General features: G+C 46.3%; 21 protein-coding genes and 1 riboswitch. Of the genes, 10 read left to right on the forward strand and 11 right to left on the reverse strand.

Annotated elements, in window-relative coordinates:
* The 3 genes from ACXABW_RS06560 to ACXABW_RS06570 are packed head-to-tail and all read left to right on the forward strand — an operon-like array spanning position 1 to position 4,112.
* Positions 1-840, forward strand: a complete 840-nt coding sequence (locus tag ACXABW_RS06560) for an ABC transporter ATP-binding protein (protein WP_457524658.1) — start codon at positions 1-3, stop codon at positions 838-840.
* Positions 830-2,344 (forward strand): ABC transporter substrate-binding protein, encoded by a 1,515-nt coding sequence (locus tag ACXABW_RS06565; RefSeq protein ID WP_457524659.1) that lies wholly within the window; start codon positions 830-832, stop codon positions 2,342-2,344. Before ACXABW_RS06560 ends, ACXABW_RS06565 begins: the two co-directional genes overlap by 11 nt.
* A 4-nt stretch (positions 2,345-2,348) precedes the next feature.
* The gene (locus ACXABW_RS06570) at positions 2,349-4,112 is read left to right on the forward strand and encodes an ABC transporter permease subunit (protein ID WP_457524661.1); all 1,764 of its coding nucleotides are present in this window, start codon (positions 2,349-2,351) and stop codon (positions 4,110-4,112) included.
* Between the two features lie 40 nt (positions 4,113-4,152).
* Here the strand turns inward: ACXABW_RS06570 and ACXABW_RS06575 are convergent, their stop codons facing one another.
* The 4 genes from ACXABW_RS06575 to ACXABW_RS06590 all read right to left on the reverse strand — a co-directional run bounded on the left by ACXABW_RS06575 (position 4,153) and on the right by ACXABW_RS06590 (position 7,557).
* On the reverse strand, positions 4,153-5,178 hold the full coding sequence (locus ACXABW_RS06575) for a hypothetical protein (protein WP_457524663.1): 1,026 nt from the start codon (positions 5,176-5,178) through the stop codon (positions 4,153-4,155).
* Positions 5,179-5,248: 70 nt separating this feature from the next.
* Complete coding sequence (locus tag ACXABW_RS06580) at positions 5,249-6,733, reverse strand: carboxypeptidase M32 (protein ID WP_457524664.1); 1,485 nt, start codon at positions 6,731-6,733, stop codon at positions 5,249-5,251.
* A gap of 88 nt (positions 6,734-6,821) precedes the next feature.
* Positions 6,822-6,974, reverse strand: a complete 153-nt coding sequence (locus ACXABW_RS06585; protein WP_265687473.1) for a hypothetical protein — start codon at positions 6,972-6,974, stop codon at positions 6,822-6,824.
* A 157-nt stretch (positions 6,975-7,131) separates the two neighbouring features.
* Positions 7,132-7,557, reverse strand: coding sequence for a glycine zipper family protein (locus tag ACXABW_RS06590; RefSeq protein ID WP_457524665.1), 426 nt, complete (start codon positions 7,555-7,557; stop codon positions 7,132-7,134).
* A gap of 210 nt (positions 7,558-7,767) precedes the next feature.
* Here ACXABW_RS06590 and ACXABW_RS06595 point away from each other — a divergent pair, with 210 nt between their 5' ends.
* Positions 7,768-8,406, forward strand: a complete 639-nt coding sequence (locus ACXABW_RS06595) for a LysE family translocator (protein ID WP_252030579.1) — start codon at positions 7,768-7,770, stop codon at positions 8,404-8,406.
* An 85-nt stretch (positions 8,407-8,491) separates the two neighbouring features.
* Here the strand turns inward: ACXABW_RS06595 and ACXABW_RS06600 are convergent, their stop codons facing one another.
* From ACXABW_RS06600 to ACXABW_RS06615, 4 genes are all read right to left on the reverse strand, one after another.
* The gene (locus tag ACXABW_RS06600; RefSeq protein ID WP_457524668.1) at positions 8,492-10,015 is read right to left on the reverse strand and encodes an HD domain-containing phosphohydrolase; all 1,524 of its coding nucleotides are present in this window, start codon (positions 10,013-10,015) and stop codon (positions 8,492-8,494) included.
* Between the two features lie 105 nt (positions 10,016-10,120).
* The gene (locus ACXABW_RS06605; protein WP_457524670.1) at positions 10,121-12,943 is read right to left on the reverse strand and encodes an ATP-binding protein; all 2,823 of its coding nucleotides are present in this window, start codon (positions 12,941-12,943) and stop codon (positions 10,121-10,123) included.
* Positions 12,944-12,950: 7 nt separating this feature from the next.
* Complete coding sequence (locus ACXABW_RS06610; protein WP_457524672.1) at positions 12,951-13,127, reverse strand: hypothetical protein; 177 nt, start codon at positions 13,125-13,127, stop codon at positions 12,951-12,953.
* A gap of 202 nt (positions 13,128-13,329) precedes the next feature.
* Positions 13,330-14,703 (reverse strand): alanine/glycine:cation symporter family protein, encoded by a 1,374-nt coding sequence (locus ACXABW_RS06615; RefSeq protein WP_457524673.1) that lies wholly within the window; start codon positions 14,701-14,703, stop codon positions 13,330-13,332.
* Positions 14,704-14,978: 275 nt separating this feature from the next.
* Positions 14,979-15,091: riboswitch (glycine riboswitch) on the reverse strand.
* A 370-nt stretch (positions 15,092-15,461) separates the two neighbouring features.
* On the opposite strand from ACXABW_RS06615, the gene ACXABW_RS06620 reads away from it, so the two are divergent.
* The 4 genes from ACXABW_RS06620 (at position 15,462) to ACXABW_RS06635 (ending at position 17,683) form a co-directional block, all read left to right on the forward strand.
* Entirely contained in the window at positions 15,462-15,620 is a 159-nt protein-coding gene (locus ACXABW_RS06620; protein WP_252030585.1) for a hypothetical protein, read from the forward strand.
* A 23-nt stretch (positions 15,621-15,643) separates the two neighbouring features.
* Complete coding sequence (locus tag ACXABW_RS06625) at positions 15,644-16,381, forward strand: chromosome partitioning protein ParA (RefSeq protein WP_457524675.1); 738 nt, start codon at positions 15,644-15,646, stop codon at positions 16,379-16,381.
* Positions 16,382-16,646: 265 nt separating this feature from the next.
* On the forward strand, positions 16,647-16,886 hold the full coding sequence (locus ACXABW_RS06630; protein WP_265687466.1) for a hypothetical protein: 240 nt from the start codon (positions 16,647-16,649) through the stop codon (positions 16,884-16,886).
* A 29-nt stretch (positions 16,887-16,915) separates the two neighbouring features.
* Positions 16,916-17,683, forward strand: coding sequence for a ferredoxin--NADP reductase (locus ACXABW_RS06635; protein ID WP_457524677.1), 768 nt, complete (start codon positions 16,916-16,918; stop codon positions 17,681-17,683).
* A 356-nt stretch (positions 17,684-18,039) separates the two neighbouring features.
* Here the strand turns inward: ACXABW_RS06635 and ACXABW_RS06640 are convergent, their stop codons facing one another.
* From ACXABW_RS06640 to ACXABW_RS06650, 3 genes are read right to left on the reverse strand one after another with little or no spacing between them, the layout of a single operon-like run.
* Positions 18,040-19,296 carry a PTS ascorbate transporter subunit IIC gene (locus ACXABW_RS06640; RefSeq protein WP_457524679.1) on the reverse strand — a complete coding sequence of 419 codons (1,257 nt, stop codon included), beginning with the start codon at positions 19,294-19,296 and terminating at the stop codon, positions 18,040-18,042.
* Positions 19,297-19,306: 10 nt separating this feature from the next.
* Positions 19,307-19,594, reverse strand: coding sequence for a PTS sugar transporter subunit IIB (locus tag ACXABW_RS06645; RefSeq protein WP_252030592.1), 288 nt, complete (start codon positions 19,592-19,594; stop codon positions 19,307-19,309).
* Positions 19,595-19,631: 37 nt separating this feature from the next.
* Positions 19,632-20,075 carry a PTS sugar transporter subunit IIA gene (locus tag ACXABW_RS06650; RefSeq protein ID WP_457524681.1) on the reverse strand — a complete coding sequence of 148 codons (444 nt, stop codon included), beginning with the start codon at positions 20,073-20,075 and terminating at the stop codon, positions 19,632-19,634.
* A 246-nt stretch (positions 20,076-20,321) separates the two neighbouring features.
* Between ACXABW_RS06650 and ACXABW_RS06655 the strand changes: the two genes are divergently transcribed.
* Both ACXABW_RS06655 and ACXABW_RS06660 read left to right on the forward strand, forming a co-directional pair.
* Positions 20,322-21,350, forward strand: coding sequence for a LacI family DNA-binding transcriptional regulator (locus tag ACXABW_RS06655; protein WP_457524683.1), 1,029 nt, complete (start codon positions 20,322-20,324; stop codon positions 21,348-21,350).
* A gap of 3 nt (positions 21,351-21,353) precedes the next feature.
* Positions 21,354-21,746, forward strand: coding sequence for a ribosome recycling factor family protein (locus ACXABW_RS06660; protein ID WP_457524685.1), 393 nt, complete (start codon positions 21,354-21,356; stop codon positions 21,744-21,746).
* Positions 21,747-21,865 lie beyond the last annotated feature (119 nt).

Here is a 21,865-nt window from a genome sequence, read left to right on the forward strand (position 1 = left end):
TTGACTAAGCACAATTTGAGTCAGCCTAAATCGGCGGAAGTTCGCTTTGAGCAAGCCTGTGTTCACTATTACACCAAACCCAGTTGGTTAGGGGGTAAACCATTTAAAGCGCTTGAGCAATTGGATCTGGCAATCGATACACAAAACATTGCGATTGTCGGGCCTTCTGGAGCGGGTAAGTCAACTTTGATTGAGCTGCTATTTGGCCTTCGCAAATCCACATCAGGAGAAGTCTATGTGTGTGGGTATCCGTTATCGCGTAGCTCGGCTAAACAACGTAAAGAGTTGTGTCAGCACATTCAATTGATTCCGCAAGAGCCTCAATCGAGCTTGAATCCGTATTACACCGTTCGCCAGATCTTACTGGAACCGCTAAGCAATATTGGTTTAACGGAAGGGCTAAACGATAAGGTGGAAAAAGTATTGGCGGATGTCGGTTTGGATCTCACCTTGTTGGACCGTAACCCACAGCAGTTGTCGGTGGGGCAAGCTCAACGTGTTGCTATCGCCAGAGCTTTGATTGTCGAACCTTGCGTGTTGGTTGCCGATGAGCCAACCAGCAGCCTAGACCCAGTCAGCCGTAAACAGATTCTCGACCTGTTGGCAGGCATTCAAAAGAGTCGTCAAATGCGCCTGATTTTGGTGACACACGACCTCGACGCTGCACAAACCCTATGCGATGAAATCCTAGTGTTAGACAAAGGGCGAGTCGTGGAGCACGGCACAGCACAAAGCGTGGTAAATAACCCATCGCACTTGATTACGAGAGCTTTGATGAGCGCTCAACATAAAAGTAATGAATTCACAAAAACCATTGGAGAGGTTTCTTATGCACCTTAGTACTCCCAAGTTAGCTTTGTCGCTGGCTTTAAGCGCACTGCTGACGGGTTGTTTTGACTCTGGCGAAAGTGAGCCAGAAGCGGAAAAAGCAGCAGCACCACAAGCCACGGATATTCGCGTTGCAATGATGCAACCACCACGCACAGGTTTGTCACCACTTTCAGATGACGCGTTCAAACTGTCACGTTGGAGCACAGCAGAAACGCTAGTGAACCTAAACGATCAGTCGGTAGCAGAGCCTATGCTGGCAACAGAGTGGGAACAAGTTGACCCGATGACGTGGCAATTTACGGTACGTAAGGGCGTGAAATTCCACGATGGTTCTGACCTTGATGCCAACGCGGTTGTGAACTCTCTACAAAAAGCATTAGATGCTGCACCAAAGCCACGCATTTTGGATGGTATCGAATGGCAAGTTCGCGCATTGGACGACTTCACTATTGAAATCAAAACGACCTTTAACGATCCATTGTTGCCAAGCCGTCTATCTAGCCCACAGCTAGCGATCCTTTCTGGTGCTGCATATCAAGAAAACGGTCGCGTTGTGCCAATCAATGCGGGTACCGGTCCATTTGTTCTGACAGAAATCAACGGTACAACCAGCGCGAAACTGAAGCGTTTTGACGGTTACTGGGGTGAAAAAGCGAAAGTAGATAGCATTTTTGCGGAATACGTACCAAACGGTTTTGCTCGTGCTGCAGCGCTGCGTACCGGTGAGGCGGATGTAGTTGAAGCGGTTCCTGTTTCGCAAATCGCGATGATGGAATCTTCACAGCTGCACGAAGTTGCAATGCCACGTACCAACACGCTTTACCTAAACAACAAATCAGATGTGTTTAGCCAGTTCGGTTTGCGTAAAGCAGCGGCTCAAGCGGTTAACCGTGAGCAAATCATCAAAACGGTTTACGAGAACCACGCCGATTCAGCGAAAGGTCTGTTAGGTCCAGCATTGGCATGGGCTCAACCAATTCGTGATGCAAACCCGCGTATGGAAACCATGGAGATGCGTTATGCAGATGGTGAGAAAATTACCATTGGTACTTTTACCGACCGCGCAGAATTACCAGAAGTAGCGGTTTTATTGAAACAACAACTTGAAGCGGCTGGTGTTGTGGTCGAGCTTGACGTTCGTGAATACGCACAAATTGAAAACGATGCGCTAGCGGGTAAGTTTGATGCCTTCTTGCTATCACGTGCAACAGTACTGGACTCTGGTGACCCAGTGGCGTACATGCAAAGTGACTTTAGCTGTAAAGGTTCTTACAACCTCGGTCAGTTCTGCTCTGAAGAAGTGGACGCAGCATTGAAACACGCTGATCGTCAGCCGTTGGGTGAGAAACGCCAACAAGCGATCATCGAAGCAGAAAGCAAAATCCTTGAGCAATACGCTGTGATTCCACTGCTTCACGAGCGTGTAATCCAAGGTGAGAGTGACCGCGTGAAGAACGCACAACGTGACCCACGTGAGCGTCGCCTGATCGACCAGTTTACTGAGGTGAACTAACTCGATGTCGTCTGTTGCCAACATGCGCTCTCGTTGGAGCGCTTGTATGCCTGAATGGTTTACGCGTTTTTTGTCGCGCTTTCTGTCACTCGGGGTAGTGGTTGTGCTGGTGGGTTTGATGCCGGATATTGCCGGTATCGACCCAAGCCAATCAATCCTCCGTGCCCGTGCGGGTGCTCAGCAATTACTGACGGCAGAAGCTCTGCAAGCGATTCGAGAAGATCTTCAACTCGACCGCAGCGCTGCTGAGCGGCTGTGGGATTGGCTGACGCTTGCCATGCAAGGTGACTTAGGTGTCTCTTGGGTAAGTGGTGCATCTGTGATGGAGAGCGTTCAGCAAACCGCAAAAACGTCGTTGTTACTTATGGTAACAGCGCTAGGCATGGCATCTGTAATGTGCATGATAGGTGTGCTTTATACAGTGCGTCGTTGGCAACAGAATCGTCTAGCTACTGAAGGTTTGGGGCATCATGACACGTTTAGCTCTGTGTTGGTCTCACTGCCTGAGTATGTAATTGCTTCATTGCTTATTATGGTGTTCTCCATCTGGCTAGGATGGCTCCCGCCATATGGTTGGCAAGGTACGCAGAACCTTTGGTTACCAAGTTTGGCAATGGCATTGCCTGCTGCTGGTTTATTTGGTCGTTTACTCAATGACAGTTTGAAGCGTGTACTGGACGAGCCGTGGGTCATCACTTGGCTATCGGCAAACGTGAGTAAGTTCCAGATATTACGTTTCGCATTATGGCGTGCTGTCAGTAACTTGATTCCACAAATTGCTATGACGGTAATTGGTCTGACTGGCGGTGCAGTTGCTGTGGAACAAGTGTTCTCCATTCCGGGTATCGGAAGATTGATCTTAGGGGCTGCAAAGTCACAAGATTTGCCAATGCTGCAAGGCGGTTTATTGGTGCTATTAGTGTTCTCAATGTTGATCAGTAGCGTGAGTATCCTATTGCAACGTTGGTTATTGGGGCACAGTGTCACGAGCGGCAAGCTTATCAGCAGTCATAGCACGTTTCGTTTCACGCAAAGCACTACCAAACGTATCATCAGCGCAACTATTTTTGCCTTGTTAATTGGTTGTGCCGGTTGGGCATTAATGCGAGATCCTTATACCATCCAATTTACTCGCCTTGAGTCGCCGAGTTTAGCTGCGCCCTTTGGTGCTGACGCGGTTGGGCGAGATCTACTAGCTCGAGTTGGCGGCGGTATGATGTCGACGATTAAGATGGGCGTTATTGCAACCTTCTTAAGTTTAGTGGTTGGTTTGCTTTTGGGTTTTGTAACTCGCTTTAGCCAAGGGCTAATCGAGATCACCAAAGGCGTACCATACATCGTCGCGGGCCTTCTAATCGCGGGTCTTACAGGGATGAATCCGAACAGTGCTCTTATTGCGATTGTTCTCGTTTCTTGGGCGCCGCTTGCAGCGCACTGCGCAAGTTTGTTAATGGAAGCCAAGGCGCAGCCGTACACGCATCTAGCGCCAATTTGGGGAACCAGTCAGTGGCGAGTACTGCGTTATTATTTGTTGCCTTATGTGCTGCCGCCGCTGTTGCGTCATGCATTCCTACGTCTTCCGTACATTACACTAAGCCTAACTTCTTTGAGCTTTATTGGGCTTGGTGTGAAGCCACCAGAACCGGAGTGGGGTTTATTGATTGCTGAGAACTTGCCTTATATCGAACGCTCACCGATAGGGGTGTTAATGCCTATTCTCGGTTTGGTCATGCTATCTATCGCAGTGAACCTGATGTTTGACGACTAGGAGCTCAGAACTCTTTAAAGCTTGCCTATATTATCAGTCGTCACTTTATGCTTACTCTCGTACTCGTGATTAAGTGAATCACACCGTATAGGTATACGATTGCTATTCCGACGCTGACAAGTCGCAGTTGAAAGCTGTCCAAAATACTAAAGCCAACATTGTCTGATTGAATGAGCAATATCGCATAGGGAGAAAGCATAAATTTGCCGAGAGGCTTCCAATTAGAGCAGTAGATAATGACGCCCAGTATCAAGGTAAACATGAATGTTAAACACAGCTCGATGGCTACGCTAGGACCGAACTTAAGGCTAATCAAGGCATATGAGTAATAACCTAGCACAGCAAGCCCACCACCAATCAGGTTGGCATATACATAACGTAAGCTGTCTTGCCTAATTATTGCTAAATTTGGTGTCAGCGTTAGAACACAAATTGCAATTAATACGACATAGTAATGCGATAGATCAAACAGAATAAAAGCGAAGGCTGCGGGCAAAAATATCGCAATTGCTTGCCATTCATTGGAGAAAAGTTGAGGAGTGGAACTCACTTGGGTGTTTGAAGTGTATTGCGCTTTATTGGATGTGAGCCGCAGCATTACGTAGGAAAGTGCTTTGTCTAACGCGAAGCATAATGACATCGCAAACAATAAGTTAGTGAATAGGTAATAGCTAAAGTCCGCAACTATCAAATGATTTGCAAAAGTCACTGCACAAACAAGAGCAAAGCTAAGCACTCCTAATGCAGTATGAAGTTGGTTATGGCTATATCGTTCCCACCAATACAGTAAAAACAATACTAACGCAGTGGCGAGCACAAATAGTAACGTGGAAGTGGAATAGAGCGTGCTGATTGCAAGGCCTAATGCAATACCGCCTACGGCAACCACGAATAACGATGCGTACTGCTTGACTGAAAGTTCAGTTAACTCGTTATATCGGATGTGCAGACACAACAGCGGAAAGAAAAACGCGTAGGGCCATGTGTAGAGATAAAGGACTCCAACTGCAATAGTAAAAGTCACGGCTAAGTGAATGGTGTTAACTAGGCTTTGCTGTTTTATCACATTCTATCCAATAATCTCGCCAATATGGCAACCTAGAGCCAGTACTGACTCTAGGTTAAACAGCGGCCGACTAACGCAGGTATCTGTTTTTTAGGTGTGTTTGGAAATACTCGACATTGAGGGTTTCACCAGTTGCGCCTTTCACCAGTTCATCCGTCGTGAATAAACTCCCTTTACTCCAAATATTATCAGACAACCAAGTGAAGATTGGGCTAAGGTCGCCGCTTTGGATTGCCCCATCAACATCAACGGTTTTCTGCATAGCTGCCATAAACTGAGCTGCGTACATTGCACCAAGCGTATAGCTTGGGAAGTAACCAAATGCGCCATCTGTCCAGTGAATATCCTGCATACAACCGTTTTTGAAGTTGCCTTCGGTGCTTAGCCCCAAGTACTGCTGCATTTTTTGGTTCCAAAGCTCTGGTACATCGGTATGTTTGATCGCTCCGTTCATCAGATCGCGTTCGATTTCGTATCGAAGGATGACGTGGGCAGGGTAGGTGAGTTCGTCAGCGTCCACTCGGATGAAATCTTTCTTCACTCGGGTATAGAGTTTTTGGAAGTTCTGCTGCGAGAATAGTTCGGTATTGTGACCATTAAAGTGCTGGCCCGCTAAACGAGCAAGATGTTCGATAAACGCGTCACTACGTCCCACTTGCATCTCAAAAAAGAGCGATTGTGATTCATGGATACCCATCGAACGTGCTTCACCCGACGGTAAGCCTGAAAGGCTCTTTGGTAGGCCTTGCTCGTAACGAGCATGACCCGTTTCATGTACAATACCCATTAACGACTGAACAAACTCGCTTTGATCATAGCGAGTAGTGATTCGTACATCACTTGGCACACCACCACAGAATGGGTGAACACTTTCGTCTAAGCGCCCGTGCTCAAAATCAAACTGAAGCAGTTTCATGACATCGAGGCCAAGCGCCTTTTGTTGCTCGGTCGCCAAAGTGCCTTGAGGTTGAATAAACTGCTCACTCGCCTGCTTATCAATCGCCTGGTCGATAAGGTCTGGCAGCCAGCTTTTTACATCGTTGAACAGGGTATCTAGAGACTGTGAGCTAGTCCCAGGTTCATAGATATCAAGCATGGCATCGTATGGCGACAACCCGGTTGCTTCCGCGCGAATCTGCGCTTCTTCTTGAGAAAGCTTAACGACTTCAGCCCAATTTTTTTCAAAACCTTTCCAATCGTTATCACCACGTTGTGTTCGCCAAGCATGTTCACACTTTGATCCCGCAAGTGATTTTGCTTGAACCAAAGATTCTGGTAGTACATTGGCTTGTAGCCATTGGCGCTTAAGTTCGCGAAGTGTGGCGCTATCTTGTGTTGAAAGCGCTTCGCTTTCTGCTTGTGCAAACCAATCGCTGAGCTGAGGTTGAGTCAATAGTCCATGGATATGAACAGAGAGCTCGGCCATTGCTTCAGAACGAGCTTGGTTACCACCTGCAGGCATAACCGCTGCTTGGTCCCAGCCACAAATAGCAGCTAAGTGATTAAAATGAGAGATTTTTTTAGAATGTTGTACTAGTTTGTCGAATGCACTCATAAGAAGCCTTCCGTGACGTATAAAGGTTCAATGAGTGTATCAATATCATTGGGCGGAAAGCTATAGCCAAATAGCGGCTAACGTGTTGTTAAGTCAGAACTTGGTAGAGCAGGGCAGACAGCCCTGAACAGCGTCTAAATTGATTACCTAGACCATCGATGATGGTTTGGCAGTCGTTAAATCCAAACAGCAGCGCCAGTGCAGTCACTATGATGAAAGCGATGAAGATCAATTTTAACACAGGGATTTCCTAAGGTTTCGTGCCGCTAAACGAGTTATGGGATTACTTGATGACTGAGCGGGTAAAAAGGAGCCACACCACGAGAATTCAAAGAAACCGGAAATAGGATGTCGTGAAGTGGAGTGTGGCTCAATAGAGGGCGGTAGTGCCGCGAAACTTAGTTTAGTGCTACGTACTTTTTATCGACCATACAGTTACGAAGTACGGTTTTGTATGATTCTAGGTTTTGCTGCTCGGCCGCTTGTGCGCCACGGTTACCTTTGACGCGTCCGCCAACAACACCAATTGCTGCACCTGTTTTCGCTGCATCAGAACCGGAACCGCCGCTGATAGCACCGATTGCTGCGCCAGCCGCGGCTGCTTTAGCTGCACCACGTACGCCGCTACCTTTACTGCTTTCTACAGGTTGCTGAGTGCTCTGTGCGAGAGTTTGACACTCTTGAAGCTCGGCTTGTGCTTGTTCTTGAGTAATGTTGTCGTAATCGAAGATCAAGTTAGTAGTCGGGTCAGTCACCGCGCCACCTTGGGCAAAAGCCAATTGACTTACTAGTGCGAGTGATAGGCAAGTTAGGGTTTTCTTCATCGGAAGTACCTTAGTGTGACGCTAAATTTAGTAGGCGGTATTCAAACAAATAGATGAGCTCAGTTTTGATAATGCTTATTATCAGCGTTGAGTTTTAGGCGCTAATCACCAAGACGCTGGTAATTTTATAATGATGGCGTTACCTTGAAGGTTACGCCTAGTGGGCGGTCTACTGCCTAGAGTTGGCAGTGAAATGATTTAGGGACGAACATGCTTATTCAAAACTTCGAAGCGTTTATTATCGCAATCACTATTCTTACGCTCACCCCAGGGTTAGATACCGCACTGGTTATTCGCAATACCTCGCGGGGCGGTTTTGTTGATGGTGCCGTCACCAGTGTTGGCATTTGTAGTGGCTTGTTTGTTCATGCTCTGTTCTCAGCCATTGGTATTTCTGCGATTTTGGCTCAATCAGCCGAGCTGTTTAATGTCATCAAGTGGATTGGTGCGGCGTATTTGATTTGGTTAGGGCTATCTAGTTTGCGTACAACACTCAAGTCTTCGAGTGGCCTTACCATCCAAGAAGGTTCACAACACACATTTAGTGGTAGAAGATCGATGCGTGAAGGGTTTCTATCTAATGTATTAAACCCTAAAACAGCGGTGTTTTATCTCGCGTTCTTGCCTCAGTTTATTGATCCAGCAGGTTCTGCGCTGATGCAGTCGATGTTTATGGCGGGGCTTCATTTTGTTATTGCGATGCTTTGGCAGTGTGGCCTTGCGGGCGCTCTAAACAAAGCGAAATCGCTGTTGAACAACGGCAGTTTTATGCGTTGGATGGAAGGGACTACGGGCGCCGTACTCGTGTTGCTGGGCGTTAAGTTGATGACGGAGGACAACCCAGTTTAGTTCGGCTGTTATCTCGCACTTATTATCTGAAATCGGGTCTTTACAAATAGAACATCAGCTAGTCAAAGCATGAAAGGGCAGTTGGCTAGCTGGTGGCATACTTCTCATTGATACCCAACGCCACATCAAGGTTATCCAATAAAGTGTCGACGATGTGGGCGTCTAAGTGATTGCCGCGCGATTCTTTCAATACTTTAATCACATCTTCAATTGGCCAAGCAGGTTTGTAGCATCGTTCGTGAGTGAGCGCATCAAACACATCGGCAACAGCGATAATCCGCGCTTCGATACTGATCTCGTCGCCTTTTAGCCCTAAAGGGTAGCCACTACCATCGACTTTTTCGTGGTGTTGATGAGCAATAGTAGCTGCGGTTTGTAAAATCTTACGCTTAGAGCCCGCCAGAATGTTATGCCCGATCTCGGAGTGGGTTTTCATCACTTCCCATTCTTCGGCATCGAGTTTTCCCGGCTTGAGTAGCACGGAATCAGGAATCGCAATTTTACCGATGTCGTGCATGGGTGCAGCTTGACGAAGCAAGTTTGCACGCTCTTCTGAATAGCCAAGCAGCAAGCACAACTCGTAACTGAGTTCCGACATTCGGCGCACATGATTACCCGCTTCCTCTGAGCGGGATTCAACCACATCACCAAGCCGATAGATAAGCTCACCTTGAGTATCGATGATTTCTTGGCTAAGAGAGATGTTTTCAAAGGCGAGGCTAACACTGTAAGAAAAAATAGTAAGGAGTTGGCTTTCTAACTCGGTGATCTTTCGCGCCCCTTTTAAATACAGCAGGCTAACCGCGCCAGAACTGGTGGCGAAGTAACCAACAAAAATATCACCATCGATAATACTTTGTTTCTTGGCGATCGCTTGATCGAGATAATCACGCACAGCAGGGTCAACAGTGCCTTCTTGGTCTTGACCTATATGAGCGAGTACTCGGTAGCCTTCATGGGGCTGTTGAATCGTAGTAAGCCCTTTTACACTGACCAGCATACTTTGATCATTCATCCTTAATAGAGAAAGAACCTGCTGCAATATCCCATTTGAGAAAGTGTTTAGAGTGTGTTGTTGGAATATGACGGAAGTAGACTGAATGACACGTTCTAGTCCAAGGCGATAATTCGTTTCTAAGTCTCTCGCGTGCTCAATCTGCATTATGTCTCGATAAGAACGAATTGCTGTTAATACAGTGGTGAAGAGCTTTTGGCTAGTGAGTTCGGTTTTCTCTTTATAGTCATTGATGTCGTAATCGGTCACAACAGATTGCTCAGGAGCTTGCCCGGGCTGCCCGGTGCGAAGAACGATTCGGGTTTTGTGGTTACCGAGATCTTGTCGTGTCCAACGCGCCACTTCCAAACCTGCATCATCGGTTTCCATTACGACATCGAGAAAAATCAGCGCGATATCATCGTGCGTAGAAAGCTTTTCTTTCGCTTCTATACCGGAATAGGCGTGTAAAAACTCGAGTGGTCTATCATCCAACTTGAAGCGTTTTAGTACCAGCACGGTAACCTGATGAATGTCGGCATCATCGTCAACAATCAGCACTTTCCATGGTGGTTGACTCGGTTCATCAAGCTCTCTAAGCAGCTTAAGTGGCATAGTCCTCTCCCGTTGTTCACTCCAAAGCAGGACAAAGATCCGAATTTTGTCCCTCAATAGTTAGTGTATAGGCAAGGTTTAGGCGATTTACAAGTTACTCAATAGTCAAGCTTCGTTAATGATTTTTGGGAAATTAATGGTGTACGACAACCCCTCCCCAGGGGCGGTTTTAATCTGGATATTGCCTCTCATTTTACGGGTTATCAGTGTATGGATAAGATGCGTCCCTAGGCCACTGCCACCTTGATTGCGTTTGGTGGTAAAGAAAGGATCGAACAGACGTTTTGCGTCTCCTTCCTCTAGGCCTTTTCCATCGTCTTGGAATTGAATTTCCACTTCGTCAGTGCGGTTTTCAATCCGTATATTGATATTGCCTTTTTGTTCGGGGTGAAAGGCGTGAATAATGCTATTCATAATCAAGTTGGTAAAAATCTGTGAGAGTGTCCCCGCGTAGGACGAGCAATGCACCTCTTGCGGGCAGTCTACCGTAATGGTATGCGGCACTTTTTTGAGCTGAGGGCGAAGCGAGAGCATGATTTCTTCAAGGTAATGTTTGAGTTCAAACTGACGCAGTTCATCGGAAGATTGGTCGACCGCAATGCGTTTGAAGCTGCTGATTAACTCAGACGCTCGTTCGTTGTTTTTATGAATGATCAGCGCCGATTCATCACACAGTTCGAGGAAATCTAATAGGTCTTGTTCACTCAGTTGTTCACTACTGTAGGCTTTTTTCAGCGCTTTCACTTCTTCTTGCAAATTGGATGACGCCGTAACACAAACCCCAATGGGTGTATTGATTTCGTGCGCAACCCCAGCGACTAGGCCACCCAATGACGCTTGCTTTTCTTTCTCTACCAGTTGACTTTGAGTTTGCTGCAATTTGCACATGGCGTCTTGCAGCTCATTGGTTCGTTGATCGACTAGGGTTTCCAGCTGCTCGTTGTATTCTTGTGCGAGCAGTTCTTTCTCTTTGGCGTAATTGAGCTGTTGCCTTAAATGGAGAGGGTTTATTTTGAGCTGGGTAAGCAGTTGGCTGTAAGTTTGTTCGAGTTCATTCACCTCTTCTTCAGTAAAGAGCAGAGAATCTCGAATCAATACGTGTGCCATCGCTGCGCCAGTTGCACCGCTTAAATGACGCTCGGCTGCTTTCTCCAAGTTGGCCAGCTCTAAGGTTGTAATTTGGCTAGCGTCGCCGAGTTTTGCATCGGTAAGGCTATATTCCAACTTCTGCGCGGCTTCGGTTTGAGGGAAGTAGCGTTCGAACAACTCGGTGAGAATTGCTGTTTTTGGTGCTAGCTCAATACTTTTTGGTAAGTCTAACGCGACCACATCTTCTTCTGACTGATTTTGCGTCATGGTGTCGATGAACTCGGCGTTGTAGCGTGTCTCTTGTTTGCTTTCTTTACAAAACAAACTGCCGAGCACGACACCGGAAATATTCGCCAGCATCGACCAAAACGCCCCGTGAGTCACACGACTCATACTGCTACCAAATAGGTGCTCTGGATGCAGCCACATGATTTCGAAAGGCCCAGCTTGGAGCAGACTATCGTCTATCCAGCCACTTTTCATCAGGGACGGAATGAACAAGCAGTATGCCCACACAAGGAAACCCGCAGACAGACCGATGACTGCTCCTTTCGAGTTGACGTCTTTCCAGTACAGACCTGTGAGCATCAAGGGTAAAAATTGAAGCGCAGCACAAAAGGAGATCATTCCCATATTGGCCAGCAGATACGACTCTCCAAGAAAAAGATAGAACGCTTGTCCTGCACCAAGCACTAAGAACACAGCAAACCAACGTATTTGTAGCAAGTATTGGCCAAAGTTACGTTGTGGCGAATAACGTCTCAAAAGGGGCAGGGCAAGGTGGTTACAAAACATGGTGGAGAGCGTCATACCCGATACCATTAGCATCGCCATTGAAGCGGAAAATCCACCGATGAATACCAGTAAAGTCAGTGCGAATTGTCGCTCGGACATTGGCAACGCCAACATATACGTATCAGGGCTATCCGGCCCGAGTAGCAAAATGCCCGCTGCGGATATCGGCATCACGAACATGGTCATCAAAATGAGATAGATGGGCAGCTTCCACTGAGCTTGGCGAATGTACTTAATTTTTGGGTTCTCGATGACCATCACGTGGAACTGGCGAGGTAACAAGAAGAAAGCTGAACCTGCCAGTAATAGGTAACTTATCCAGGTCATGAAATCGGGAGTTTGTGCCATGGCTTTGGCTGCTTCGGGCTGCTGCATTTCCAACATGCGAAAGATCTGGCTTGGGGAATCAAATAGTACAAAGCATACAAACAGCCCAACAGCGAGCATTGCTAACAATTTCACTATGCCTTCAACCGCAAGCGCAAGCATCATCCCAGGGTGGCGCTCAGTGGGGTCGATATGGCGAATACCAAATATGATCGTAAACAGCGCGACGCCAAACCATATCACCCAAGTGATCGCAGCACCCGTAGTTTCGGTGCCCATTACGACCATTATGGTGTTGTTGATCGACTTGAGCTGCAATGCGAGGTAAGGGACGATACCTATCATAGCAACGATTGACGTTACCCCGGCTAAGTACAAACTACGATTAAAGCGAGCAGATAAAAAGTCAGCGATACTATTTACGTGGTAGGTCTGTTTGATGAGCAGAATACGCCGCATTAACGGCCACAGCATTATCATGAGCAGCGTTGGGCCGAGATAGATGGTGTAGACAATAATCCCGCTTCGCGATGCTAAGCCCACACTGCCATAGAATGTCCAACTGGTGCAGTAAACAGCAATGGAAAGAATATAAACCGTGGCGCTTGAAGACCAACGTTTTGCCAATGGGCTAGAAGACTCAGCCCAGTTTGCAATGGCGTAGAGCACCCCAATGTAGCCCACAATGATAACGATCAGCGTTGTGGTGCTGAACATGGCTTAACTACCGTGACAACCCGATAAGCGTTGCCACCAAAACCAACCAAATGCCTAGAACCGTAGCGGTGATGGAAGCGACAGTAAATGACGAGCTGATCACCACCTGCCAAGATACCAGAACAAGAGCGAGCGTCAGCAGTAACAAGCGAAGAGATAATTGGTTCTGAATCGGTGCTTGCATATAGAATCCTTACGTCTTTGGATTAGTACTAGCATAGGACATACTACAAAAGTTTAGACATGGATTATTTTGTCATTGCTCATCGAGCGACGAGGAATAAAAAAGCAGCACCGTTATGGACTGCTCTTTCAAGTGTTTAGCTAGGCGTTAAATGACATCAACAACCTTGTTAGTATGGGGTTATGACGTCATCTAACAGCGATTAAGCTCGACTTAGTGTCATTTTGTCTGCGGCTACTTGGCTGAAGTAGCGCTTGGTTTCTTCAATCACAACTTGGCGTAAGGCGATTAAACCAATCAAATTTGGAATTGCCATAAGCCCGTTCACGATGTCGGCGATAATCCAAATTAAGTCCAAATGCAGGAATGCGCCAGATGCCACTAGAGCAACGAATACCACTTTATATGGCAGTACCGCTTTGGTACCAAACAAATACACCACGCAGCGTTCGCCGTAATAGTTCCAACCCAAAATGGTCGTGAATGCGAAAAACATCAAACCAATAGACACAGCCATAGGGCCAAGTGTGTCGGAGTTTAACCCTTGTGCGAACGCGTAGGTTGTCATAGCGGCGCCCGAGAAGTCGCTTTGCCATGCTCCGGTTAGAATCAGTGCTAGACCGGTCATGGTACAGATGATGATGGTATCGAAGAAGGTGCCTGTCATCGAGATAAGGCCTTGCTTCACGCAAGAATCAGTTTTTGCCGCAGCCGCAGCCATTGGGGCGCTACCTAGGCCTGACTCATTGGAGAACACACCGCGCGCAATACCAGATTGAATCGCTAACATGATGCTCGCACCTAAGAAGCCACCTGTTGCAGCCGTTGATGTGAACGCTGAAACAATAACGAGTTCAAAGGCGTCCATGAGTTTGTCGGCGTTTAAGATGATCACGCTGGCACATGCCACAACATAGAACACAGCCATTGCTGGCACGACTTTTCCTGCAACATTTGCAATCGACTTGATACCACCTAAGGTGACGAAAGCAACTAACAAAGTCAGAACGGGTGCAGAGAATTCACGAGAAATACCAAATGAAATTTCGCTAGCATCCAGAATAGCGTTAACTTGTGGAAAGGTGCCGATACCAAAACAGGCAACGCCTAAGGCAAATACAGCAAACATAACGGCAAGGGCTTTAGAGCCTACACCGTATTGAAGGTAGTACATTGGACCACCGATCATTTGGCCTTTGTCATCTACCTTACGGTATTTTACTGCCAGTAAACATTCGGCGTATTTGGTCGCCATGCCAAACAGGGCGGCCAACCACATCCAAAACAGCGCTCCTGGCCCGCCGAGTTTGATTGCAGTCGCAACACCAACAATATTACCGGTACCGATAGTGGCAGATAGCGCAGTACATAGCGCTGCAAAGCTAGAAACATCCCCGTGAGTGGATGATGATTTATTTTTACTAAACACCAACTTCAACGCAGTTGGCAGGTGTCTAAATTGAAGTAAGCCTAAGCGAAAAGTGAAGTAAACACCGGTTCCCACGAGCAAAATGAGTAGTGGTGGGCCCCAGACAAAGCTGTCGATGGTTTGTAGCAAAGATTGAAGGTTATTCATGGTTTCGGTTTCCCCTTAATAAAACCAATTCCATCAACTATTTGTCCCAGTTTATTTGATCAAAATGCTTTTGAGCAGACGGTTTACTTTGAGCAAACTGTCGGACTGAACAACCTGTCGATCTGAATTAACTTAGGAGCACATAATTAATAGCGTTGGTATAAACAACATATAAGGAGAAGAGGGAAAGGGTTCGCACTGCCTAAAAGCAGCACAATGGCCAATGGTACTCGCAGTAAGAATCTGCCAGAACACGATCATATTGATTTGTAGCCTTTCACTCCTCTGTCCTTTTGCCTGAGAGTTTCACTTTACATAGCGTAAAGCTTGCTCCTTCGGCGACCGATTTCTACAACGAGGTAGTACGGTTCTCTCCAGAGGTTCCTCCAACTACAGTCCTTACTTTTCCGTACGGAATAAAGCACCTGAAATAGTTAATTCTTCGGCGGGTAATGCTAACCAAAATGTTAAAATTTGGTTAAATACCACTCTCCTGTAGCCTTCATTGGAACAATTACCTATTTATATAGGTAATCTGTAACGCGGATATTAGCGGAAAAAAGAATGTGATGTCACCCTCAAAAAGACTGTTTGCGCAAATAAACGCCAAAGGGATTCAAAAAGACAGTTTTTCTGACTCATTAGAAATGAATTAATGATATAAAATGAAACAATATCTGCAGCATTAACCCGTTCATTTGGTTCATAATGTATGTAATACCAACGCGTATTGCATGGTGTACAACAAAGGAGTGGTTATGACGAGATTAGTCGCGATTGTGTTTTTAAGCGCACTGGCTTTTTTATTGATCCGCTATCGAGCGAATGAAAAAGTGCAAAAAGGTGTGGTATTGACCTTGGTCGGAGGCTTTCTAGTCTATGTTGCGACATTAATGATCGCTGAATTGACTCGCTAAAGTTGTCACTGGGAGCAAAAACGTTGAATAAGCAAACTGAAATCGAAGAGCACGACGACGATGTTGTTGTTATCGAGGAACGAGATAAACGCACGCATATTTACATTGCTCTTGCGGGAGTGTTGGGGCTAGCGTTGGGCGGCCTTGGCGGCTCTATGATGACAGCAAATAAGTGGGAGACCACGTACAACAAGCTTGAAGAAAAATACCAAACTGTTCAGCAGGATAAAAAGCAGTTAGTGGTTGAAGTCGAAGAGAAAGTTGCGAAAGTAGATCACCAACTTGAGCTTAAACTTCAAAAAGCGCTGGAAGAGAAAGACGAAGAATACCAAGAGAACTTGGCCAAAATGGAAGCTCAGGTCAAAGAGCTAGAAACAGCGAAAAGTAATCTAGAAGCGCAGATTACGGAGCAGAAAGATCAATTAGCGCAGGAGTCTGCGCAAAACAGTAGGCTTAATCGTCAAGCCGATATGCAAGCAACGATGCTAGAGCGCTCGCGTGAACTGTTTCAGCGAGAGTTGAAGATCAAACAAGAATTAGCGTCGCTAGAAAAAGAGCGAGAAGACTTGCTACCGAAAATAGAAGCACTAAAGAAGCAGTGTGATGTCTATCTAGAAGGGACATCTTGGGATGCCAAGTCTGATTCATGTGACAAGCAAGATGAAGCCAACTCGCGCATTAGCCAAATCGACCAAATGATTCAGGTGCATAGAATGGACTTGAAACAGATCGAATCATTATCTGAAGATATCGGCCTGTAACGTAAATCTTTCGAAAAGCCTCGCCAATGCGAGGCTTTTTTATTTCTGCATACCAGCCCGCAGGTGTTGGATAGTCAGTGTTAGGGTTTAGTTGAGATGGTCAATTTAACTTTTTGTAGTCAAAAGGACTTTATTTTTAATGTTGTCAAAAAGACTCTATTTTAGGTTTGATTTATTTAAAATTTAGTTAAAACAATAGGATGAGAACTTGGCACGTATCCTGATTATAAGTAAGAAAAACAATCATACTTATAAGAGGTGCATTATGCCTGCTCAACAAATTCGATTCTTCAAACGCCTTCTTTCAGTCTCTAATGGAGCATTATTGCTCACCACACTAGTGCTTGTTGCGAGCATCATTATTTCTTATCCACTGGCGGATCATTTTACGCTAAATCAGCAGATAGCGGCTCATATCTCGACCATTATTATCGCCGCGTTTCTCAAAATCAGTTATGTAACACGTTGTTTAGCCCAATATAATCTAGGATTAGAAGTACGTTAGTGAGCTAGTCAGTAGTGAGAGGAGGGCGTATGGAGCAAGTTCCTCGCGACTTGGTATTAGGCCAAGTCGTCGATAAGGTCGACTGGAAGCCAGGGTTGTTTAGCCTATTTGTTAAAGCGGATATTGGCAGTTACCAAGCTGGCCAGTTTACGAAGCTCGCTTTGCAGGAAGAAGATGGTCACTGGTTAAAACGTGCCTATTCGATGGTATCCAGCTTCAAATCGTCTGGGCATGAATTGGAATTTCTCATTGTAACCGATCCAACAGGTCGGTTATCTCCGATGCTTGAAGCACTTAATGTGGGCGACGATCTCTATGTAGGACAAACCGTATCGGGCTTCATGACCGCCGATGAATTACCCGACTATGCGAAAGAGCTATGGTTACTTTCGACCGGTACAGCAGTAGGCGCTTTTTTGTCGCTACTTCGAGAGCCTGAGAAATTGAACCATTTGGATAGAATCGTTTTGGTGCATGCCGTTCGCTACGAAGGAGATTTAGTCTATCAAGATTTGATCAAATCGATGGCGGAGCACTATGGAGAGAAGTTCGCTTATGTACCTATCGTGAGCAGAGAATCGATAAATGGGGCGCTCCAAGGCCGTATCCCAACGCTATTATTGGATGGGCAGTTGCAGCAAAGAGTGGGGCTTCAAGTAGATCCAAACCGAAGCTTCGTCTATTTGTGCGGTAACCCTAATATGATTCATGACGCATCCGACGCTTTAAAGGAGCTCGGTCTCACCAAACATTTGCGTAGAAAGCCGGGTCACTTTGCTAGCGAAAACTATTGGTAGTGCCTAGGGTCTGTTGATCTTTCGTGGTCAAATTTTGTTCGAGATAAAATCGTTTTAGGCGAGACGAAGACTGCGCAGCCTAGCATTCTAAGCAAATAGTCTTCAACGAAGCATAAAACGATTTTAACCGAACCCTTCGGGCAGCCTTCGTGGTTCATTTCTACTGCGTTATCGGCTTCTCATGTAGGCTAGCTACACATCAAAGCCTCTGCCTTGTATAAATTTCCCACAAAGTGCTGCAAAAATCATCTCGAAAGATCAACAGACCCTAGGGATTAGCCCAATATTTATAGCAAATAAAAAAGCCGCTTACTGAGCCTGAGTAAGCGGCTTTTCCTTTATCAGGAGTGGGGGGATTAGCGAACGATTAGGCCAAGTAGGATACCTACTGCACCGAAGTCTGCGTCACTAAAGGTTGTGTTAGCAAAGCCTAGGTCGCCAAGAACCGGCATTAGGAATACTGGTAGGAACGTAATCAGCAAGCCTTGAGCAAATGCACCTAAGATTGCACCGCGACGTCCACCTGTAGCGTTACCAAATACACCTGCTGCAGCGCCCACGAAGAAGTGAGGAACAACACCTGGGATGATGACAGTTAAGCCCATGATGTAAAGTAGGAACATACCGATAAGACCTGCGGCAAAGCTCGATAGAAAGCCGACTAGCACTGCATTTGGTGCGTATGGGAATACCACTGGACAGTCGAGAGCTGGCTTCGCGTTTGGTACGAGTTTGTCTGAGATGCCTTTAAATGCCGGTACGATTTCCGCGATAACCATGCGCACACCTTGCAGGATAATGTACACACCACCAGCGAACGTGATTGATTGCATTAGTGCGAACATAAACCAGTGCTTACCACCGCTCACTTCACGAACGAAATCACCGCCAGCGAAGATACAGGTCACCATGAAAATGATACCCATAGTGAACGAGATAGCGACAGGTGTATCACGCAAGAACAGTAAGCTCTTTGGTACATTCATCTCTTCAGTAGAATGCTCTTTGTTACCAAACTTGCTACCGATGAAGCCTGCTAGTACGTAAGAAAGCGTAGAGAAGTGACCAATTGCTACGTCGTCTGAGCCTGTTACTTGCTTCATGTATTTATGAGCAATCGCAGGGAAGAACACCATAACTGAACCAACAACTACAGAGCCTAGCGCAATCAGTGGTACACCGCTCATGCCGCTTGAAGACAAGATTGCTGCAACCATCATCGACATAAACAGGGTGTGGTGGCCGGTTAGGAAAATGAACTTCCAAGGTGTTAAGCGTGCAATTAGAATGTTCACCAGCATCGCGAAGAACATGATCATCGCCATCTCTTTACCAAACGCTTCTTGCGCGATAGAGACAATGGCTTCGTTGTTTGGAACTACGCCCGTGATGCCGAATGCTTCTTGGAAGATCGTTGCAAAGTCACCTAGTGAACTGACAACAAGACCAGCACCAGTACCAAGAATGATGAAACCAAGGATGGTTTTTACCGTGCCTTTAATGCACTCGGTGACCGGTTTCTTTTGGGCAATCAGGCCGATAAGAGCGATCAAACCTACCAGAACCGCCGGTTCGGATAGGACGTCGTTCATTAAGAAATTGAAAAATTCCATCACGCTCCCCTTATAGTGCGCCTAGCTCTTTTAGAGCGACAGACAAGCGTTCTTTCATTGCAGCTTTGTCTACCATGTTGTCTAGGCTAACGATCTTAGGTTCTACACCTAATGACTTTAGCTGATCCGTGATGTCGTTGGTGCCGATAAAGATATCGCAGTCTGTACCTTTAGCAGAGCCAAGGTCGATATGATCAACATTCGCATTGATTTCCAGTTCTTTGACAATGCTCTTGATGCTCATTTCCATCATTAGGCTAGTACCAAGACCGTGACCGCAAACAACCATAATTTTCATAATTCGTACCTTTTTGTTTCTAAATTGAGTTCTTGTTTTAGTAGTGTTTGATGACGTTCATGACATCATCGACATTTTGTGCGTTGCAGATCTGTTCAACGTGTTCGTCGTTCATAAACAGCTCTGCCAGTTTAGATATTGCACCAACATGGCTATCGCTATCTGTTGCGGCAAGCGTCACCAGCATTTTCACTGGGTCATTACCGTCAGAGTCGAAGTTCACCCCTTGCTGAATCACCGTGATGCCAATAGACAAACGGTTTACACCATCTTCTGGGCGAGCGTGTGGCATTGCCATACCCGGCCCAACGACATAGTAGGGGCCTAGCTCTTCATGAGATTTGAAAATCGCGTCGACATAGCGAGGTTCGATCGCTTTGGAATCGATAAGCGCTTGGCAAGATTTGCTGACCGCATCTTTCCAATCGTCCGCTGTAGCATGGACACGAATAACTTCTGGAGTAATCAGTTCACTTAACATTGTATTGATCTGCGTTATTGGTTGATGGCGCTACTTTACTGATCAAATTGTCAGAAAAACCGGACTATGATCACAAATGGTAGCGCTATCTGATAGCGCTATCATAAATTGTGATAGCGCTACCATTTTCGTATTTCAAACAGTTTCATACCGATGCCGTTAACAAGTTATGCGCTAATATGGAAAAACCTACTCAGTGCTGTGCTAAGATGGCGCCGCAAATAAATGGATAGTATTTAAGAACTAATGAGCGAACCGCGTAAACGCAGAAGTACCGGGAAAGTCACCATCGCTGATGTCGCAAAGAAAGCGGGCGTGGGGACAATGACCGTTTCGCGTGCATTAAGAACACCGGATTTGGTGTCAGAAAAGCTAAGAGAAAAGATCCAATTAGTGGTCGATGAACTCGGCTACATTCCCAATAAAGCAGCAGGAGCTTTAGCCTCTGCACAAAGCTACTCTATTGCCTTGATTCTTCCGTCGCTGGTGGAAAAATCGTGTGCTCATTTCTTACCAAGCTTTCAGCAAGCGCTTAACAAGGCAGGCTATCAATTGTTGCTTGGTTACAGCGATTACTCGCTCGATCAGGAAGAGAAGTTGCTGTCGACTTTCCTAGAAAGCCGACCTGCTGCGATGGTTCTGTTCGGTAGCGAACATAGCGAGCGCAGCCATCATTTGTTGCAAGCATCCAACCTGCCAATAATGGAAATCGCTGAGCTTACTGGAGAGAGCCACTATCTCAATATTGGTATCGATCATTTTGAAGTCGGCAAGTCTTGCACTAAGCATCTTGTCGATGCGGGTTACAGCAATATCGGCTTCATTGGGGCGCGCGGAAATCATTCGGTATTACAGCGGAAACTTCACGGCTGGCAAAGTGCGATGATCGAAAACTATTTAACGCCCGATCACTTCCTAACAACGCATGAAGCGCCGTCTTCGCAATTGGGCGCAGAGGGGTTAGCCAAGCTGTTACTGCGTGACTCGACATTGGATGCTTTGGTGTGCAGCCATGAAGAGGTGGCAATTGGTGCGTTGTTTGAGTGCCATCGACGCTTGATCAAAGTGCCGACCGATATGGCCATCATCTGTTTAGATGGAACCGCAATGTGTGAACACGCATTTCCAAGTTTGTCTTCTGCTCAAGTCGATTACGAAAACATGGGCGCTCAAGCGGCTGAAAAACTGCTTCGCAGTATTAAGCAGGAAGAGGTTGAACCTTCTACTGACATCGGTTTCTCTCTGTCTTCTCGCGCTAGTACGGTTAAACGTTAATTGATGAACAACGAGCCTTTGACCATTGCACTGCCTTCACTGATACACCGTATCGGTGGGGATGTGGTTAAGCGAGCTAAAATATCCGCTGCTGAGCACGGCTGCGAGCTTAAGCGAATTCGCCGCTCGCGAAACTGGCAAGCAATAGGCCAAGCAACCGATATAAAGTGTTGGTGTCAGTGGCTCGCCCGCGAAGAGCCAGAAATGACGCGCTTTTTGACAACTAAATTAGAAACCGCTTTGGCCGCCAATCCAACTATGCTCGAAACCATTGAAGAAAAGCTGATCAAGCTTGTTCTGGCCGATCCTAATATCACCTTAGCGAACCTTATGGAGCAAACCAACTGCACTCTGGCGCAAGCTAGAACCGCACGCTTTGATGTAGAAGTGCGTTAGCGGATGTAGGAAACATCCTACTCCAGTGCCGTGGTTTTTAGGTGAATATCACAACAGATTGTAAATCAAGGTAAAGCGACTCCTTCCACTAATCTAAATAGCTGATAATCCTGTTGAAC

It is taken from the genome of Vibrio paucivorans (genome assembly GCF_054053395.1).

What these genes read in the sequence shown, in the direction of transcription:
- ACXABW_RS06620 (WP_252030585.1), top strand. Translation starts at nt 15,462, where the DNA reads ATGACGAGATTAGTCGCGATTGTGTTTTTAAGCGCACTGGCTTTTTTA.
- ACXABW_RS06630 (WP_265687466.1), top strand. Translation starts at nt 16,647, where the DNA reads ATGCCTGCTCAACAAATTCGATTCTTCAAACGCCTTCTTTCAGTCTCT.
- ACXABW_RS06615 (WP_457524673.1), bottom strand. Translation starts at nt 14,703, where the DNA reads ATGAATAACCTTCAATCTTTGCTACAAACCATCGACAGCTTTGTCTGG.
- ACXABW_RS06640 (WP_457524679.1), bottom strand. Translation starts at nt 19,296, where the DNA reads ATGGAATTTTTCAATTTCTTAATGAACGACGTCCTATCCGAACCGGCG.
- ACXABW_RS06660 (WP_457524685.1), top strand. Translation starts at nt 21,354, where the DNA reads ATGAACAACGAGCCTTTGACCATTGCACTGCCTTCACTGATACACCGT.
- ACXABW_RS06645 (WP_252030592.1), bottom strand. Translation starts at nt 19,594, where the DNA reads ATGAAAATTATGGTTGTTTGCGGTCACGGTCTTGGTACTAGCCTAATG.
- ACXABW_RS06650 (WP_457524681.1), bottom strand. Translation starts at nt 20,075, where the DNA reads ATGTTAAGTGAACTGATTACTCCAGAAGTTATTCGTGTCCATGCTACA.
- ACXABW_RS06600 (WP_457524668.1), bottom strand. Translation starts at nt 10,015, where the DNA reads ATGCCACTTAAGCTGCTTAGAGAGCTTGATGAACCGAGTCAACCACCA.
- ACXABW_RS06655 (WP_457524683.1), top strand. Translation starts at nt 20,322, where the DNA reads ATGAGCGAACCGCGTAAACGCAGAAGTACCGGGAAAGTCACCATCGCT.
- ACXABW_RS06590 (WP_457524665.1), bottom strand. Translation starts at nt 7,557, where the DNA reads ATGAAGAAAACCCTAACTTGCCTATCACTCGCACTAGTAAGTCAATTG.
- ACXABW_RS06595 (WP_252030579.1), top strand. Translation starts at nt 7,768, where the DNA reads ATGCTTATTCAAAACTTCGAAGCGTTTATTATCGCAATCACTATTCTT.
- ACXABW_RS06565 (WP_457524659.1), top strand. Translation starts at nt 830, where the DNA reads ATGCACCTTAGTACTCCCAAGTTAGCTTTGTCGCTGGCTTTAAGCGCA.
- ACXABW_RS06570 (WP_457524661.1), top strand. Translation starts at nt 2,349, where the DNA reads ATGTCGTCTGTTGCCAACATGCGCTCTCGTTGGAGCGCTTGTATGCCT.
- ACXABW_RS06580 (WP_457524664.1), bottom strand. Translation starts at nt 6,733, where the DNA reads ATGAGTGCATTCGACAAACTAGTACAACATTCTAAAAAAATCTCTCAT.
- ACXABW_RS06635 (WP_457524677.1), top strand. Translation starts at nt 16,916, where the DNA reads ATGGAGCAAGTTCCTCGCGACTTGGTATTAGGCCAAGTCGTCGATAAG.
- ACXABW_RS06610 (WP_457524672.1), bottom strand. Translation starts at nt 13,127, where the DNA reads ATGCAAGCACCGATTCAGAACCAATTATCTCTTCGCTTGTTACTGCTG.
- ACXABW_RS06605 (WP_457524670.1), bottom strand. Translation starts at nt 12,943, where the DNA reads ATGTTCAGCACCACAACGCTGATCGTTATCATTGTGGGCTACATTGGG.